The organism is Vibrio zhugei, from assembly GCF_003716875.1.
In the GTDB taxonomy this organism is placed as follows: domain Bacteria; phylum Pseudomonadota; class Gammaproteobacteria; order Enterobacterales; family Vibrionaceae; genus Vibrio; species Vibrio zhugei.
Map to the genome: position 1 here is coordinate 622,974 of NZ_CP033077.1, position 16,893 is coordinate 639,866.

Below are 16,893 nucleotides of genomic sequence, written 5' to 3' on the forward strand. Positions count from 1 at the left end.
GAATCTTATTGTCAGAATGTGACTAAGCACTAAATGCTGTCAATGCAATGACGATTTTTATAGAACTTCCCCGTTTTGCCACAATAATAGCAACTACATAACGATAAAAATTAAAATGATGACTTTGAACGCTCCCACACTGGAGGATTTATGTTCAGAAACGATGTTTGTGCATTTATATCTTTAGCAAAACATGAGTTACCTACATTCCATAACTTTATTCAATTGTTTGAAGAGGAAGTCAATCAGCTGACGGAAGAAGATATTGTTCATTTTCGTTTAAGAGATAAGGCATTGCCGGATGTTATCGGCGATATCTGTAATCGTTCGATTTTGATCAATATTGAGTACACTGGGAATGATATCCGGCATATGATGCACCAGTTCAATAAAACCCTGATCACGCCACATCGCTTACATTAAGCAAGTTCAGATGTAAAAAGCTCAGAATGACTTCTGAGCTTTTTTATGGACACATGTCGAATAGCACGGACTAGATTTCAAACATTACGGTATCTTTCGCTAAGAATGGCCACGTCAAATGGTACGGTGTATCAGAGCCTTCAGGGAAAAAGTACCCAGCACGGGGTCTTAAAAACACCTGCTCACCTCGCTTGATAGTTTCTGGATGAAAATCCTGATGCGATAACGTGATCTCCCAGAAATCATCAGATTGCCACCCCATCGGTGACACTTCGACACGGACCTCCGCCCCAACCGGTGAAACCGACATAATTTTGGCTGGTAAATGGATTTGTGGGCTGGCTTTGTCTGATAACGTCACTTCATGGCTACGCACAAAGAGCTGGCCATGTTGTTGAAATTCGGGTTTATCATGAGGAATCACCCATGCCTCATCATTGGTCCAATATTTATTGCCATCCCATTGGCTTTTAAAGACATTCACATTACCAAGGAAGTTAAACACAAATTGGCTATTGGGTTGGGCAAACAGTTGTGTGGGTGTATCCACCTGTTCAATGCGCCCATTACTCATCACCACGACGCGATCAGACAGCTCCATCGCTTCATCTTGATCATGGGTGACAAACACACTGGTAAACTTCATTTCATCATGCAAACTGCGCAACCAACGACGTAACTCTTTACGCACTTTCGAATCCAACGCCCCAAACGGCTCATCGAGTAATAACACTTCTGGACGCGTTGCTAATGCTCGGGCAAGGGAGATGCGCTGTTTCTGTCCACCCGACAATTGCTCTGGATACCGTTTGGCAAGATGGCCCAATTGCACCACCTCTAACAGCTGTGCAACACGCTTATTAATCTCTTGGTTCGATAAGCGATGACGCTTATCCATCACACGCAAACCAAACGCAACATTGTCTTCAATCGTCATATGACGAAATAACGCATAGTTCTGGAACACAAAGCCAACACGACGCTCACGAACGTGCAATTTGGTCACATCTCGATCACCGAATAGAATCGAGCCACTGTTGGCACTTTCCAATCCCGCGATAATACGCAACAACGTGGTTTTCCCCGACCCGGACGGTCCTAAAAGGCCAATCATTTCACCATCTTGGATCTGGAGATCTAACGGAGTTAATGCCTGAAATTGACCGAAGCTTTTCGATAAATTATTAATAGATATACTCATGTAATTCACTCATTTTTGGCATTATCAATACGTAAAGACCGCTCTTGTCGCCATTCAACAAACGCTTTTAATCCCAAAGTTATCAGTGCAATAAAAGCCAATAGCGAGGCGCTGGCAAACGCCGCCTGAGATTGGTATCCCTGATACAAGGCTTGTACATTCAAAGGTAAGGTATTGGTTTCCCCTCGAATTTGTCCTGACACCACAGAAACGGCGCCAAATTCACCAATCGCTCGTGCATTGGTCAAAATCACCCCGTAAATCAATGCCCACTTAATGTTAGGCAAGGTCACTTTGCTAAACAGCTGCCACCACGACGCGCCTAACACGACCGCGGCTTCTTCATCACTGCGGCCCTGCTGCTGCATGAGAGGAATCAGCTCTCTGGCCACAAATGGACACGTCACAAAGATAGTCACCAATACAATACCCGGCCACGCAAACATGATCTGTAAGTTGTGGTCAAACAGCCATGACCCTAACCACCCGGTGCGGCCATACAGTAAAATGTACATTAAGCCAGCAACGACAGGCGACACGGCAAAAGGAATATCAGTAAGCGTAATCAATAGCTTACGTCCTGGAAACTCAAAACGAGTCACGGTCCAAGCCAGCAAAACACCAAACACTAAATTCACGGGAACCGTCAGCACCGCGACGACCAGCGTCAGTAAAATCGCATGCTGGGTATCGGTATCGGCAAAGTAATGAAAGTATTGCACGATGCCTTCACTGAAGGCGTGTCCAAAAATACTCAGTAGTGGCACCAACAGTAAAATGAAGGCCATCATGACCGCGATTGCGATCAAAAAGGCTTTAATCAGTGGACTATCGCCGACACGCCGTACACTTTTATCTGAATGCATATATTCCTCTAATGCCCATGAATACGACGTAAATAACGGCTTTGCCAAACATTAATACCCATCAGTAAAATGAGTGACACCACGAGGATCACGGAAGCAATCGCACTGGCCCCCGCGTTATCGAACTCTTGTAAGCGATCTAAAATCATCAACGACGTAATTTCCGTTTTATAGGCCATATTGCCGGCAATAAAGATAACCGCGCCAAACTCCCCCAAACTGCGGGTAAACGACAGGGCAATACCAACCAATAAAGCGGGCCATAACGACGGGAAAATAATACGCTGGAAGACTTGCCAATCCGACGCACCCAGCGTCATCCCTGCCTCTTCCTCTTCGGCCGATAACTCTTCTAACACTGGCTGAACCGTACGCACCACAAATGGAATGCTCGTAAAGGCCATCGCCAGAATGATCCCTAATGGGGTATACGCAACCTTAATCCCCCACTCTGCCAACACACTGCCAAACGCGCCTTTGCTTGAATAGAGCGTTGCCAGCGTGATACCCGCAACTGCCGTGGGCAGTGCAAAAGGCAAATCGACCAGCGCATCCAATAAACGTTTACCGGGAAAGCGATATCGAACTAATACCCAAGCCAGCAGCAAGCCAAAGACACCATTGAATAACGAAGCAACAAAGGCCGAAAATAGCGTGATTTTGTAACTCGCGACAACACGTGGATCGCTGATGGCAAACCAGTAGTCACTCCATGTCATACCACTGATTTGCGCAATCATGCCCGTCATCGGCAGCAGCAAAATCAAGCTGATAAAAAAGAGTGACGTACCTAAGCTAATGCCAAAGCCCGGTAACACATGTTTAGAACCAAAGGGCATGGTCAGGAACCCCAGTTGTTTTTTCATAATGACTCTTCACATTCACCAAGACATGCGCCCAACGTTATGTCCCGTTGCTGGGACATAACATCACACAGGGATTAACGTTGCTGTAATTGATCGAGACGAGCACCACGCGCAAATTGCGTTTTCATGGCATTGGGCCAGCTTCCCGTAATCTGCTTGACGGTCATCAAATCGACGGCCGGGAAACGATCTTTTTCTTCCGCTAAAACGTCTTTATCGTTAACACGGTAGTTAAAGCTAGCCAGCAAACGTTGCGCAGGCTTGCTATAAAGGTAGTTTAAGTATTCATGAGCAAGCTTTTCTGTACCATTACGCTTAGTATTCGCTTCGACCACAGCCACTGGAAACTCCGCTAAAATAGAGGTTTTAGGGACCACCACTTCGTATTGATCTGAACCATACTGATTACGAATATTGTTCACTTCGGATTCAAACGTGATCAAAACATCGCCTAAGCCACGTTCAACAAATGACGTTGTCGCTCCACGGCCACCGGTATCAAATACTGCGACATTGCGTAGCATTTTTTTCAGGTAAGCGTTTTGGTCTTTTATATCGTCTTTGCCAAAGGTTTTTTGAGCGTAGCCTAATGCCGCAAGGTAGGTATAACGACCATTACCCGAGGTTTTTGGATTCGGGAACACCGACGACACGCCGTCTCTTGCGAGGTCTTTCCAGCCATGGATATTTTTAGGATTGCCTTTACGCACCAAAAACGCCGTGGTTGAGTAATACGGTGAACTATTATTAGGGAATTTCGCTTGCCAATCCGCTGGAATAAGATTGCCTTTATCATGCAACACTTGGACATCGGTCACTTGGTTGAATGTCACGACATCGGCTGGCATCCCTTGTAAGATGGCGCGCGCTTGTGTTGACGATCCTGAGTGAGATTGTTTGATCGTGACATCGTTACCCGTTTCTTGCTTCCAGTGTTTTTGAAACATTGGGTTGTAACTGGCGAACAGCTCACGAGCAATATCAAAAGACGAATTCAATAATGTTTGTTGTGCCGCTGAAACTGAAAAACTGCCCGCGATTAGTGCACTGGCAAACAGAACTTTTGACATAGAATGTTTCATGAATACTCCGTATACGGTGTTGTTCCTTAGAATGGATTCTAGAGTATTAGAATTTCAAAGAATGATAAATTCAAACAATATAACTATTTGATATAACACCATACCAAACCTTGTATTCACTCCACATTTTACTTCTTGTTTTTTATACAAAAGAACCGTTTAATAGTAACTAGTCAAAAATTAACGCATCGCGTTAACGCGCATCCGACCTTTTCAACCAAGCTTAAGGATTTATTCGTGTCACACTTTCCTACTATTGCCGAATACATCGGGAACACGCCTCTAGTTCGTCTTCAGCGACTCACGGGAAACGCCACCAGTACCGTTCTCGTCAAGCTTGAAGGCAATAATCCAGCGGGTTCAGTAAAAGATCGCCCAGCTTTTAACATGATTCAACGTGCTGAAGATCGCGGCACCATTCAACCCGGTGACACCTTGATCGAAGCAACCAGTGGGAACACAGGGATTGCTTTGGCCATGGCCGCGGCGATCAAAGGCTACAAAATGGTATTGATTATGCCGGAGTCCTCCACTCAAGAACGCGTTGATTCGATGAAAGCTTATGGCGCAGAACTGATTTTGGTCGAAGGCATGGAAGTCGCACGCGACCTCGCCTTAAGCATGCAAGCACAAGGTCAGGGAAAAGTGCTCGACCAGTTTAACAATCCGGATAACCCTGATGCGCACTTCCATTCCACTGGTCCAGAAATCTGGCAGCAAACGCATGGTGAAATTACACATTTTGTCTCTAGCATGGGAACCACTGGCACGATCATGGGCGTATCGCGTTATTTAAAATCGCAAAACCCAGACATTACCATTGTCGGTTTGCAGCCTGCGGAAGGGAGTAAAATCCCAGGTATTCGCCGCTGGCCAGAAGCCTACTTACCCGGAATATTCGATGCAGCGAATGTTGACCAAGTGATTGACGTTGAAGAAAAACAGGCCATACAAACCGCTCGAGATATGGCAAGTATGGAAGGGATTTGTGCTGGAGTGAGCTCGGGTGCTGCCGTCAATGCCGCGATTAAGATTGCAGATGAAAACCCGGGGTCCGTGGTGGTTGCCATTGTTTGCGACCGCGGTGATCGCTACTTATCCTCAGGGCTCTTTTCCTAACCTCACCAACCGCACACACAAATAAGGCGCATGCAACCATCTGCAGGCGCCTTATTCATAGCAAAGTACGTTTTAAGAGTAAGGTTTGTTGCGGTTAAAACATTCGTTGCGATTAAAACAAAGGCGGTGATTGACGTATCACCGCACTTTGCACGTCGGCTTACTCATGTGAGCTTAACCAAACGTTTCAGGATCAGGGCCTAGACGCTCGCCGCGCTCGAGAGATGCTATCGCGGTAATATCATTCTGATCGAGACTGAAATCAAACACATCGCCATTCTCACGGATACGTGACGGAGTCACGGATTTCGGAATCACCACACAACCTAACTCAATATGCCAACGGATAATAATTTGCGCTGGGGTTTTCCCATATTTTTCAGCAATGGTGGCAATGACGCTGTCAGATAATGCGTTGTTTTGTGCAAGAGGGCTCCAGCACTCTGTCGCTATGCCCATCGACTGATGCACATCACGCATCGCCTGTTGCTGCATATAAGGATGCAACTCAATTTGGTTAATGACAGGTTTCACGCCAGTATCGGCCACAAGGTGTTTTAAATGCCCCTCATTGAAGTTTGAAACACCAATGGATTTCACCAAGCCTTGCTCTTTCATTTCAATCATGGCTTGCCAGGTTTCAACGTACAAACACTGATTCGGCATTGGCCAGTGAATCAATAGCAAATCCACGTAATCGGTGCCAAGCTTTTCAAGGCTTTGCTTAATCGCTTCCCATGCGGCATCGTGCCCTTGCGCGTCATTCCATACTTTAGTAGTTAAAAAAATCTCTTCACGAGGAATCCCGCTTTGCTTGATCCCTTCACCCACGCCTTCTTCATTGCCATAAATTGCCGCGGTATCAATATGTCGATAACCGCTTTGTAATGCTTCTTTTACCGCTAATGCTGCTTGCTCATTCGAGGCTTTCCATACGCCTAAACCAAGTTGTGGTATTGAATGACCATCGTGAAACTGAATTCGTGTTGCTGATGTCATGGGAGCTCCTTTATGTGGTAGTCATCGCACGGCCAATACACAATGTACTGACATGGATTCCCGCACAATCGACTTAAAATTCCTCTCTCACCGTACCACATTGGCTCACTAAATCTACCACATAGCTCAAATCATGACGTTACATCACATCATGACGCACATTGACCCTAATTTGACTTGCTCACCATAATATCGAGAATCTGAACGTCGGTTTGCATCATTGAACCGTTCGCTAACGCCGATAAATTGGCAATCGAGTCATCAACATCATTGGCGACAATGCCCTCTTGCCCAGACACAAAATGATGGTCTATCGCCATCATAGCCGCTTTTAATGCCGAGCTCGCTGAGGAGGAGACTTTCATCGCACAAGCCGTTTTCGCTCCATCACAAATCACCCCTGCCACATCGCCAATCATACTCCCAACGGCATGACTGATTTGCGCGTAGTCACCTCCGAGTAAGTGGGTGATCCCAGCCGTCGCTCCCATGCCAGCGGTCGTCGCACCGCATAATGCCGATAACTTATGCTGCTGGGCTTTGATGTAAATCGCCAGTAATTGAGATAAGGTCAACGCTCGCAGTTGCTGCTCACGGTCGGCATTGAGAAATTGCCCTGTGACGACGACAGGCATGGTCGCCGCGATGCCTTGATTACCCGAGCCAGAGTTGCTCATCGCAGGCTTCATTGCGCCATCCATCCGCGCATCAGACGCCGCCGCGGTGCGAATCAAAACATCCGTCATTAAATCTTTAGAAAGCAGGCCTCTCTCCACATTACGCTGCAAAGTCGCGCCAATCTGTAACCCATACTCGCCACTCAGGCCTTCTTGTGATAACGCGTCATTCAACTGTTGCGCTTTTTCAATAAATTCAATTTGTTCAAGTGGCACGTGCATGGCAAAGTCATAAATATCTTGAGCTTTTGCCTCCAACATCACGCCGGTGCGTTCTGACCCGTGACTGGACTCATCTGACGATGGTGCGGCGGCTTGATAGGTGGTTAAGCCATTTTCGACGATGGACACAACATGAGTATGGGTATCGGCAATGGTGACGGTGACGCTGTGATGACCATCACTTACAGTGACTTGCGCGTACAATATGTGTGACACAGGGGCAACCTTAACTGAGACAGCCTCATTGGCTAACCACTGCTTCGCCTGTTTCACATCATCAGGCGTCACGTTTGCCAACACTTCTAGTTCAGCGCTCGGGTCGCCAGCAATCGCCCCCAAGGCCGCTGCAATGGGTAACCCGACCATACCTGTGCCCGGAATACCGACGCCCATGCCGTTTTTCATCAAATTGGGAGACACCGCCACGACAATGTATTGTGGCTTCTTCCCCAGTCGCTGCGTGGCCATTGCCGCGGCTAATGCGACCGATACAGGTTCCGTGCAGCCGAGCGCAGGAACGACTTCTTGATGCAGTACTTGAATGAATGGCGACCAAAATTGTGTGTTCATAGAATCCCTACCCAAGAGGACAACAGTGCGGTAATGAGATCCCACTATAGCGTGCGCTAGGAATAATTAATTTGCCAAATTTGCTCTATTTTTAAATATAAGTAGAAAGTATTTTTATTATAAAGCGATTATATAAAAATATATTTTCATTAGGTGTGACGGAAGCCAAAATCGCCCGTGTTCAGGATGAGAGCATCCGACAGGGAAAGAACCGTCATATATTCAGAGATAAAAAAAGAGCCGTGATACTCTCACGGCTCTTGTTCACAAATGTGTCAGGATGACTGGCAAAACTTAACCAATCAAACCTTGCTTCGCGAGGTACTCATCGTAAGTTCCATGGAAGTCATTCACACCTTCTTCGGTGATTTCAATGATTCGCGTTGCAATCGAAGAAACAAACTGACGGTCATGAGACACGAACATGAGCGTGCCTTTGTAGTTTTCTAATGCTAGGTTTAATGCTTCGATAGATTCCATATCCATGTGGTTGGTCGGTTCATCCATAAGCAAAATATTAGGTCGTTGCATGATAAGTTTACCAAACAGCATACGGCCCTGTTCACCCCCAGATAAGACGGTCACAGACTTTTTAATATCGTTTTGTGAAAACAACATCCGACCCAAGATACCACGAACGGTTTGCTCATCGTCCCCTTCGTTTTTCCATTGCCCCATCCAATCAAGCAACGTCATCGATTCATTAAATTCATGAGCATGGTCTTGCGCGTAGTAACCAATGTTACTGTTTTCTGACCACTTAATGTCACCCGCTTTGGGCGCCATAACGCCGGCAAGAGTATTAAGCAAAGTGGACTTACCAATACCGTTTGCACCGATAATCGCAATGCGCTCACCCACTTCAACCATCATATCGACATCGTTAAACAGCATGTTATCGTCATAACCTTGAGTCAGACCTTTCACTTCCAACGCATTACGGAACAACTCTTTCTCTTGGTCAAAACGGATAAACGGCGATTGACGGCTCGATGGTTTCACTTCATCAAGCTGAATTTTATCAATTTGCTTTTGACGTGATGTGGCTTGTTTGGCTTTCGATGCGTTCGCAGAGAAACGGCTCACGAACGTTTTCAGCTCAGCAATTTGCGCTTTTTTCTTCGCATTGTCTGCCAGCATACGCTCACGCGCTTGCTCCGCAGCAATCATGTATTCATCATAGTTACCGTGGAAAAGACGTAATTCGCCGTAATCCAAATCCGCCATGTGCGTACACACAGTGTTAAGGAAGTGACGGTCGTGAGAAATGATGATCATGGTACAGTTACGTGCAAGTAAGATTTGCTCTAACCACGCGATAGTGTGCATGTCCAAGTTGTTGGTTGGCTCATCAAGTAGCATGATTTCTGGTTCCGCAAACAACACCTGAGCCAGCAACACACGCAGCTTCAGGCCTGGGGCAATTTCACTCATTAAACCATAGTGTTGCTCTTCAGGGATCCCTAAGCCAAGCAATAGCTCTCCGGCACGCGCATCCGCGGAATAGCCATCCATTTCTGCAAACTCAACCTCTAGGTCGCCCACTCGCATGCCATCTTCGTCCGACATTTCTGGTAGCGAATAAATACGGTCACGTTCTTCTTTGACTTTCCATAGATCTTTATGACCCATGATCACCGTATCGATCACAGAATAGTTTTCAAATGCAAACTGATCCTGTCCTAACTTCGCCATACGCTCGTTGGGATCTGTGATCACAGTCCCTGACGATTGTTCCAGTTCACCGCCTAAAATTTTCATAAAGGTCGATTTACCACAACCATTCGCGCCAATAAGGCCGTAACGGTTGCCATTACCAAATTTTATTGAGATGTTTTCAAATAATGGCTTATCGCCAAATTGCATGGTGATGTTTGCAGTTGATAGCACAAGAAATCCTAATTGGAGGTCAAAAACATAAAAAGCCATCATAAGTGGCTTGTGAATGTGACCATAATAACAGTTTTTCTTCACGCTATCAGCTCTAATCAGCGCGAACAAATGCAACAATTGCGGGTAGAATGGTGGTAAAATATAATAACTTTGTGTTTTTGTTCGATCTTTCTGCCAAAATCTCTCTTATTCAAATATTCGGTTGCTATTCTCGGTTGTTTTTTATCTAATAGCCCTACTAGAGAAGGGACTTCAAAACCAAAGCAAGGTTTGCCTGATTCACGTGAAATTGTTGTAATAACGGTTTCTTATTAAAGTTGTTTAAATCATTAAGTAAAAGGTTGGGACGGTGAATGTCTGACGTATCCACAAACGCAAGCAATGCGACTTCTGTCATGCAGTCGGTATTGGATTTTATTAATTCAGGCTGGGGCTATTCAATCGGGGGAATTATCCTGGTTGTAGCGGCTGGCTACTGGGGTGTGCGTAAGCTAAACACGCCAAGCTTCGTGATCAAGCAGATCCGTAAGCGCAATATGAAAGAGTTGAAAAAACAAGGCGCAGAAAGCAACGAAGCCATGCAAGATATGGATCGCCTACTAGACTCTGTTGAAAAGTATGCCAACAAACAAGGCATGAAAGGGTCAGAGATGGCAAAATTATTAACGCCATTACAGCAATCTAAATCCAACCCATCAGCAGCCAGCTTCTATCAGTCAATGGCACACATTGCTAAAAACATTAACGATACTAACCTATCGAACAAGCTGCTGAAAAAAGGCAAACAAGTGAAGTCAAGTTCAGCTTTAATGGCCGGCTTACTCAAACGTGCTGGCATTTAATTCCAGCAGAGACCTTATACATCAACCGGCGCTCATTGAGCGCCGGTTTTTTATCTGCACTCTTAGACCCCGTTCGTTACCCGAGGTAGCGACGGCTTTTTAGAAAATCGGCGCATCGTAATCGTAACCTTCATCGGTATACGCTGTGACCATCGCATCCGCAACCAAGCCATTTTCGTCTGCCACGTGAGCGGCAAAAAAGTCACTGATTTGTTGGCGACGCCCATGGGCCGCCCACGCGTCTCCGTCTTTCCATATTTCATTGAAGACAATCGGATAATCATTATTCATCGCACTCGGATGGCTGATTTGACGGGTCACCGTATATTGTACGCATCCATCTTCGCGATACGCGTCCGGCTCTAGCGCTTTCAGTACCTCAAAAAGCTCCGCTTCTTTACCTTCTTTCGGTTTAAATTGTGCAATGACATAAACTTTACTAGACATATAATTTCCTTTGGATTGGAGAAATAAACGGGATCGGCTCGATGACCGAGTATAAATGAAGGCCACGATAGAGACGTGGTTGTTTGGAAATGCTTCGCCAGAATTGGCCCATCATCTACAGAAACTTCGCCCTTTCTTCTAGGCACTCATAAGATGCCACTTCAAACTCTCGGCATATCCACGGACGATTTTCGTAAATGGTACACATATAGGTATCTCTGTCCATCGCAGAGCACCAACCATCTTCTAAACGCAACATGGTCTCACCACCCCATTGATCGCGCTGAATGTGTTGCTCCGGTACGCCCGTGTCAGAAATGATCATCACTTCCAAACGACAGCAACACGCCTCACAGTTTGAACACGCCACCTGTTCTGGGGGAAAGTCGTTTTTAATTGGTATATTCATGAGTCCCTTAAGTCGTGGTGATACCAGCATGATACCTGAATTGTCTCGGGATCATAGCGACAATATAAGCCCGTGTTGGCCTGTGACCGATTTCTTACACGGACGCGCGGTTTGAACTATTTACATTTTGTAACATACTCATCCATCAGAAGATAGCGCATTGATTTACTGTTATGTTATAACATCTGCAAATAATCATTCATCATCAACTGTGACCGATATGCTATCGCCCTCTTGTCTTTTAAGTGTGGACAATTTATCTCTTTCTATTGGCTCGACCGAATTGGTCAAGGCCATCAGTTTTCAACTCCATCAAGGTGAGCGCGTTTGTTTACTCGGGGCATCCGGATCCGGAAAATCTCTGACTGCACGCGCATTGAGTGGCACCCTGCCGCCAAATACTCGCGTTTCTGGACAAGTGATGATCAATGATCACGACGTGACTCATCAACCCATTTTACAACGTCCCGCAGCGGGGCGAATCGCCACCATTTTCCAAGACTCCTTCGGCGCTCTGAATCCACTCATGAGTGTTGGAAAGCAGCTCTCGTTGAGCACTCATGTCCGCTCATACCATCAGTTATCGTCACTGCTTACCCAGATGGGCATTCCTGATAGTGAGCAATTGTTGTCACGTTTACCCGGTGAATTATCCGGTGGCCAACGTCAAAGGCTGTGTATTGCCTTTGCCTTACTGAGTGGTGCCAACCTCTTAGTGGCTGACGAGCCGACCACCGCACTGGATGTTCTGAATCAACAACAAGTCATCGATCTGCTGAAACAATGCACCAGTGACCAAGCATGTCATCACAGTGAGCACTTACACAGCGCCTCACTGTCTTTACTCTTTATCACCCATGATATTCATGTCGCCGCCCAGTTATGCCAACGTGCCATTGTGCTGTATGACGGTCAAGTCGTCGAACAGGGGCGCATGGAAGAGGTGCTACTTAACCCACAGCACGCCTATACCAAGCGTTTAGTGGCGGCCGTACAAACTGCTGACTCGCATCTTGCTCCCTACACTCACAAGGGGCGGGCAGCATGACTCAGTCTCTCCCCTATCTTCGTTTATCACAGGTGACATTTGCGCCGCATGCGACACCGATTATCGATAATCTGTCGCTTACCCTTCATGGTACTGAGCGAGTCGGATTGGTCGGTGCCTCCGGCAGTGGTAAATCGACGCTGTTAAAACTGATGTTAGGCTTATATCGGCCTCATCAAGGTACCCTACATTGTCAAGATCGCCCTATTCAGGCGCATTTTTGGCAATCGTTAAATTGGTACCGACAGCAAGTGCAGTATATTCCTCAAGATCCCCATCACTCGCTGCCCCCTAATCAAACGGTGGAGCAAGCCTTAATGGAGCCGAAAAAGCGTTTAACACGCTCCTTGGCGAGCGCTGATGAATTACGTCGTGCCGTCGAACAGGTGCAATTGTCTGCTCAGGTTTTAAAGCAAACTATTGGCGAATTATCCGGTGGGCAGGCACAACGTATTGCTCTCGCTCGAGCACTGATGGTCAAACCACAATTTCTACTCGCTGACGAGCCCACCAGCGGGTTGGACCTTCCTTTGCGTGAGCAAATGAAGGCCTTACTTACCGACATTTGTCAACGCCAGCAAATGGGGTTAATGGTCGTCACACACGATATATCGATGGTGGCAGGACTGTGCGATCGACTCTTGGTGATGAATCAAGGTGTCATTGTTGAAGATCGCGATACCAATGCAGTCTTGCATGCGCCCCAACACCCGTACACACAAGCGTTATTGGCCGCGGTCCCCTGCATGCCCTGCCATATCCAGCACCTAAACCATGCACACTCTTTATCCTCTCATTCTTTACAAGGACATGTTTACTGATGAAATTCTCACATTCCAAGATGGGGTCATTAAGCGGCCTGTTGCTTTTAACTGCCACTCTCACGGGCTGCTTTGATCAATCACAAGAGCAGACCACATCCACTCAGGCAGAGCACGCTCATCATAATGATCGCCTTCGTTTAGTCATGCTTTTGCCGCCGCGCTCTGGGTTATCCCCGTTAAGTGACGATGCCTTTAAGCTATCGCGTTGGAGCACGGGAGAAACGCTTACCGTATTAGATAAAGACGGGCAACTGCAACCAGCACTCGCCACGCAATGGGAACAAGTGACACCAAAACAGTGGCGTTTTGAACTGCGTCGTAACGTCACCTTTCATGATGGCACGCCATTTAACGCAAAAAGTGTGGTGAATGCGCTCACTACCGCCTCCCTTGCATCGCCGAAGCCAAGAATTCTTGATGGAGTGGACATCACCATTGAAGCGGATGGTGAACACGCGGTACTCGTCACCAGTAATATCGCCGATCCACTGCTCGCACAGCGACTCACTAGTCCGCAGTTGACGATATTGGCCGCACGTGCTTATGGCGAAAAGGGGGTGATTAACCCAATTAAAGCCGGGACAGGGCCATTTGTGTTGACGGCGGTCAATGGAACGAGTGGCGCCACCTTAGAGCGCTATGATCATTACTGGGGTGAACCTGCACAAGCGCCGGGCATTGATGTCAGCTTTGTGCCTGATGGTGTCGCGCGTGCCGCATCGTTACGTACCGATACCGGTGATATTGTTGAAGCCATTCCTGTCTCCCAAGCGCCCTTACTGGATCCTGCTCTGGTTCATGAAGTTCCGATGCCGCGTACCAATACCTTATACCTCAATACGCAACATGGCGTGATGAAAGATCCCGCGATGCGGGCGGCGGTGCGTGAAGCGATTCATCGCGACGTCATCGTTAACAATGTGTATGAACAACGCGCCGATATTGCGAAAGGATTGCTCGGCCCCGCCCTTCCTTGGGCCGCCAAATTGCGTCAGCCGATTGCCAACCCAACACAAGCAGGAACCCCCAAAGGACAAACGATCACCCTTGGCACCTTTACTGACCGAACCGAATTACCGGAGGTGGCGGTATACATCGCTCAGCAATTAACGAAAGCCGGATTCCATGTCAAACAAGACGTGCGTGAGTATTCACAAATAGAGTCCGATGCGTTAGCGGGAAAGTTTGATGTGTTCATTCTATCGCGCGCAACGGTATTAGACTCCGGTGACCCTGTCGCCTACATGTACAGTGACTTTTCTTGTGATGGGTCGTTTAATATTGCTCAACTGTGCCAACCCAAAATTGATGAGGCATTACGCAAAGCAAGTCTACTGCCCGCTGGACCACAACGACAAAAAGCCATTATGGCTGCAGAACAACTGATTCTTGCAAGCGATGCGGCGATTCCTATGTTGCATGAGCGCGTGATTCAAGGCGAGTCTCTCAGAGTACGAGACGCACTGCGTGATCCTCGCGAACGAACTCTGATTGACGCCCATACCCACATTGCTCAAGAAAGTACCATCAAACCTTAACGTGATTTGAGATAGCCTTATTCTATGAACCGTTTGTCAGTGTCACCATGGCTACACGCCTCTTTTTTACTGTCGACTTTTTCCCGCCTGCTCACCCTTGCAGGCGTGGTCATTCTGGTCGCCTTGCTCCCCTGGCTTTCTGGGCACGATCCCGCTCTGGCGCTCTTACGGGCTCGCTCTGCTGAGCAAAACCCGAGTGCAGAAGCCTTACAAGCCATTCGTGATTCATTAGGGCTCGATCAAGGGCCCATCGCATTGATGATGAATTGGCTGCACGGGATAATGCAGGGTGACGCGGGTGTATCTTGGGTGTCCGGTCGTCCCATTATTGATGGCATGCTCAACGCCGCCAGTGTCTCATTGACCTTGATGGGATTTGCTCTATCGGGCGCGTTGCTGATTGCCTTCGTGATTACGCTTCCCACCATCAAACGGGGATTACAAGGACAAGCATCACGCAGCCAAGGTATCATTGCTGTCATTTTTACCGCGTTACCCGAGTTTCTTTTGGCCTCGTTACTGCTGTTGATTGGTGCGGTTTGGTTACAATGGTTTCCCCCTTTTGGTTGGAAAAACCCAACCTACGCCGTTCTGCCAGCCCTCTCTTTGGCCATTCCTGCAGGCGGTTATTTAGGGCGTTTACTGTCTGATACCATCGCTCAAGTGTTTAGCGAACCTTGGATCGCAACATGGAGTGTGGCGGGTGTTCATCGCTGGCACATCACAATAGCCGTATTAAGACGGGCGATCGCTACCGTTCTGCCTTTGATAGGCTTGGTGTTAGTGTCCTTGACTGGCGCGGCCATTGCCGTCGAAAAAGTGTTTGCGATTCCAGGGTTAGGACGCGCGACCTTAGGAGCGGCGATCGCCAAAGACATGCCGACGCTGCAATTTGGCATTCTACTGATTCTCGCAGTAGCGTTTTTAACCGGCATCACCGTCAATCTATTACGACACCTCTTATTAGGAAGAGCCCTACGTATCGGTGCGCTCCCGCCCGTCAAAGACTCGGTCACCACTCAACACGGTAAATCGCGCGCATTACCTTGGGTCTGTTTATTCCTGCTAGGCACCCTAATTGTGTTCGGTATCAGTAGGGATCCCTTTGCCATCCAATACATGCGCCTTGCCACGCCATCTTGGTCCTTACCTTTTGGTGCCGATGCAATGGGCCGAGATATATTGGCACGCATCGCCCACGGAAGTTTTTATACCTGTGCGGTGGCATTGACGATTGCTTTGCTGTGTCTTGTCATGGGATTCATTGTTGGGCAATGTCCACGCTTAATGGCCGGACCGATTGAAATGGCCAATGCCCTGCCGCCAGTGATTACGGGGTTGCTGGTTGTCGCGATCTCGGGGCCGGGAATTGTCGGGGCAAGTATTGCTGTACTCTCAGTCAGTTGGGCGCCTCTGGCGGCTCATGCCGCCGCGCTAAATGAGGAAGTCAAAGCCCGTTCGTACATTCAAATGCTCCCGCTGATCGGCGTCGGCCCAGTGAGACGTCAATGGTGCTATGTTTTGCCTGCAATTTTCAAACCCTTACTACGCCACGCCATGTTGCGCGTTCCGGGAATGGCGCTAGCACTTGCTTCGTTAGGATTTCTTGGACTGGGCGCGATGCCGCCCAGCCCAGAATGGGGACGCATTTTAGCCGAAGGCATGCCGTATATTGAACGCAGTTTCTGGGTGGTACTTGCGCCCGCCGCCTCGCTCATCATTCTATCGATTTTTGCAGTCAGTGCCGCCAGTCTGTGGGGGCAACCACGCCGCTGACCGCTCCGTCATCCGGCCATATGCACGCTTGCTTAGCCAAACATCGGCTCGCTCGCGTCTATGGCTTGGAGTGACGGCTCGGAGTGACGTT

16 protein-coding genes are annotated in these 16,893 nt (G+C 47.7%); 7 read left to right on the forward strand and 9 right to left on the reverse strand.

Annotation, left to right across the window (positions count from 1 at the left end):
• The first annotated feature begins 150 nt into the window (after positions 1-150).
• A complete protein-coding gene (locus tag EAE30_RS02950; RefSeq protein ID WP_123014589.1) occupies positions 151-423 on the forward strand; it encodes a hypothetical protein in 273 nt (90 codons plus the stop codon).
• A gap of 70 nt (positions 424-493) precedes the next feature.
• Here EAE30_RS02950 and EAE30_RS02955 read toward each other — a convergent pair whose 3' ends face one another.
• The 4 genes from EAE30_RS02955 to cysP form a co-directional block, all read right to left on the reverse strand.
• Positions 494-1,624, reverse strand: a complete 1,131-nt coding sequence (locus EAE30_RS02955) for a sulfate/molybdate ABC transporter ATP-binding protein (RefSeq protein ID WP_123014590.1) — start codon at positions 1,622-1,624, stop codon at positions 494-496.
• A gap of 5 nt (positions 1,625-1,629) precedes the next feature.
• Positions 1,630-2,490 carry a sulfate ABC transporter permease subunit CysW gene (cysW, locus tag EAE30_RS02960; RefSeq protein ID WP_123014591.1) on the reverse strand — a complete coding sequence of 287 codons (861 nt, stop codon included), beginning with the start codon at positions 2,488-2,490 and terminating at the stop codon, positions 1,630-1,632.
• 8 nt (positions 2,491-2,498) lie between these two features.
• Complete coding sequence (gene cysT, locus EAE30_RS02965) at positions 2,499-3,329, reverse strand: sulfate/thiosulfate ABC transporter permease CysT (protein WP_123014995.1); 831 nt, start codon at positions 3,327-3,329, stop codon at positions 2,499-2,501.
• 101 nt (positions 3,330-3,430) lie between these two features.
• Positions 3,431-4,426: a thiosulfate ABC transporter substrate-binding protein CysP gene (cysP, locus tag EAE30_RS02970; RefSeq protein WP_164711798.1), complete on the reverse strand. Its 996-nt coding sequence runs from the start codon at positions 4,424-4,426 to the stop codon at positions 3,431-3,433.
• Between the two features lie 249 nt (positions 4,427-4,675).
• On the opposite strand from cysP, the gene cysM reads away from it, so the two are divergent.
• Positions 4,676-5,557 carry a cysteine synthase CysM gene (cysM, locus tag EAE30_RS02975; RefSeq protein WP_123014593.1) on the forward strand — a complete coding sequence of 294 codons (882 nt, stop codon included), beginning with the start codon at positions 4,676-4,678 and terminating at the stop codon, positions 5,555-5,557.
• 174 nt (positions 5,558-5,731) lie between these two features.
• Here cysM and EAE30_RS02980 read toward each other — a convergent pair whose 3' ends face one another.
• From EAE30_RS02980 to EAE30_RS02990, 3 genes are all read right to left on the reverse strand, one after another.
• Positions 5,732-6,556 carry an aldo/keto reductase gene (locus EAE30_RS02980; protein ID WP_123014594.1) on the reverse strand — a complete coding sequence of 275 codons (825 nt, stop codon included), beginning with the start codon at positions 6,554-6,556 and terminating at the stop codon, positions 5,732-5,734.
• Positions 6,557-6,723: 167 nt separating this feature from the next.
• Complete coding sequence (locus EAE30_RS02985; protein ID WP_123014595.1) at positions 6,724-8,025, reverse strand: L-cysteine desulfidase family protein; 1,302 nt, start codon at positions 8,023-8,025, stop codon at positions 6,724-6,726.
• 294 nt (positions 8,026-8,319) lie between these two features.
• Positions 8,320-9,915 carry an ABC-F family ATPase gene (locus tag EAE30_RS02990; protein ID WP_123014996.1) on the reverse strand — a complete coding sequence of 532 codons (1,596 nt, stop codon included), beginning with the start codon at positions 9,913-9,915 and terminating at the stop codon, positions 8,320-8,322.
• A 356-nt stretch (positions 9,916-10,271) separates the two neighbouring features.
• Between EAE30_RS02990 and EAE30_RS02995 the strand changes: the two genes are divergently transcribed.
• Complete coding sequence (locus EAE30_RS02995) at positions 10,272-10,760, forward strand: hypothetical protein (RefSeq protein ID WP_123014596.1); 489 nt, start codon at positions 10,272-10,274, stop codon at positions 10,758-10,760.
• 99 nt (positions 10,761-10,859) lie between these two features.
• Here EAE30_RS02995 and EAE30_RS03000 read toward each other — a convergent pair whose 3' ends face one another.
• Together EAE30_RS03000 and EAE30_RS03005 are read right to left on the reverse strand one after the other, a co-directional pair.
• The gene (locus EAE30_RS03000; RefSeq protein ID WP_123014597.1) at positions 10,860-11,207 is read right to left on the reverse strand and encodes a putative quinol monooxygenase; all 348 of its coding nucleotides are present in this window, start codon (positions 11,205-11,207) and stop codon (positions 10,860-10,862) included.
• Positions 11,208-11,322: 115 nt separating this feature from the next.
• Positions 11,323-11,616 carry a YkgJ family cysteine cluster protein gene (locus tag EAE30_RS03005; RefSeq protein WP_123014598.1) on the reverse strand — a complete coding sequence of 98 codons (294 nt, stop codon included), beginning with the start codon at positions 11,614-11,616 and terminating at the stop codon, positions 11,323-11,325.
• A gap of 220 nt (positions 11,617-11,836) precedes the next feature.
• On the opposite strand from EAE30_RS03005, the gene EAE30_RS03010 reads away from it, so the two are divergent.
• Genes EAE30_RS03010 through EAE30_RS03025 form a run of 4 tightly spaced genes read left to right on the forward strand, consistent with a single transcriptional unit; the run spans position 11,837 to position 16,802 of the window.
• A complete protein-coding gene (locus EAE30_RS03010; protein WP_123014599.1) occupies positions 11,837-12,664 on the forward strand; it encodes an ATP-binding cassette domain-containing protein in 828 nt (275 codons plus the stop codon).
• Positions 12,661-13,485 carry an ABC transporter ATP-binding protein gene (locus tag EAE30_RS03015; RefSeq protein WP_123014600.1) on the forward strand — a complete coding sequence of 275 codons (825 nt, stop codon included), beginning with the start codon at positions 12,661-12,663 and terminating at the stop codon, positions 13,483-13,485. Before EAE30_RS03010 ends, EAE30_RS03015 begins: the two co-directional genes overlap by 4 nt.
• Complete coding sequence (locus tag EAE30_RS03020) at positions 13,485-15,026, forward strand: ABC transporter substrate-binding protein (RefSeq protein WP_123014601.1); 1,542 nt, start codon at positions 13,485-13,487, stop codon at positions 15,024-15,026. Before EAE30_RS03015 ends, EAE30_RS03020 begins: the two co-directional genes overlap by 1 nt.
• Positions 15,027-15,050: 24 nt before the next feature.
• Positions 15,051-16,802, forward strand: a complete 1,752-nt coding sequence (locus tag EAE30_RS03025; RefSeq protein ID WP_123014602.1) for an ABC transporter permease subunit — start codon at positions 15,051-15,053, stop codon at positions 16,800-16,802.
• Positions 16,803-16,893 lie beyond the last annotated feature (91 nt).

Bases quoted from the DNA above. Each gene is read 5' to 3' on its own strand.
- EAE30_RS03020 (WP_123014601.1), top strand. From the start codon at position 13,485: ATGAAATTCTCACATTCCAAGATGGGGTCATTAAGCGGCCTGTTGCTT.
- EAE30_RS02950 (WP_123014589.1), top strand. From the start codon at position 151: ATGTTCAGAAACGATGTTTGTGCATTTATATCTTTAGCAAAACATGAG.
- EAE30_RS02995 (WP_123014596.1), top strand. From the start codon at position 10,272: ATGTCTGACGTATCCACAAACGCAAGCAATGCGACTTCTGTCATGCAG.
- cysW (WP_123014591.1), bottom strand. From the start codon at position 2,490: ATGCATTCAGATAAAAGTGTACGGCGTGTCGGCGATAGTCCACTGATT.
- EAE30_RS03015 (WP_123014600.1), top strand. From the start codon at position 12,661: ATGACTCAGTCTCTCCCCTATCTTCGTTTATCACAGGTGACATTTGCG.
- EAE30_RS03000 (WP_123014597.1), bottom strand. From the start codon at position 11,207: ATGTCTAGTAAAGTTTATGTCATTGCACAATTTAAACCGAAAGAAGGT.
- EAE30_RS03025 (WP_123014602.1), top strand. From the start codon at position 15,051: ATGAACCGTTTGTCAGTGTCACCATGGCTACACGCCTCTTTTTTACTG.
- EAE30_RS02980 (WP_123014594.1), bottom strand. From the start codon at position 6,556: ATGACATCAGCAACACGAATTCAGTTTCACGATGGTCATTCAATACCA.
- EAE30_RS02955 (WP_123014590.1), bottom strand. From the start codon at position 1,624: ATGAGTATATCTATTAATAATTTATCGAAAAGCTTCGGTCAATTTCAG.
- cysP (WP_164711798.1), bottom strand. From the start codon at position 4,426: ATGTCAAAAGTTCTGTTTGCCAGTGCACTAATCGCGGGCAGTTTTTCA.
- cysT (WP_123014995.1), bottom strand. From the start codon at position 3,329: ATGCCCTTTGGTTCTAAACATGTGTTACCGGGCTTTGGCATTAGCTTA.
- EAE30_RS03010 (WP_123014599.1), top strand. From the start codon at position 11,837: ATGCTATCGCCCTCTTGTCTTTTAAGTGTGGACAATTTATCTCTTTCT.
- EAE30_RS02985 (WP_123014595.1), bottom strand. From the start codon at position 8,025: ATGAACACACAATTTTGGTCGCCATTCATTCAAGTACTGCATCAAGAA.
- EAE30_RS03005 (WP_123014598.1), bottom strand. From the start codon at position 11,616: ATGAATATACCAATTAAAAACGACTTTCCCCCAGAACAGGTGGCGTGT.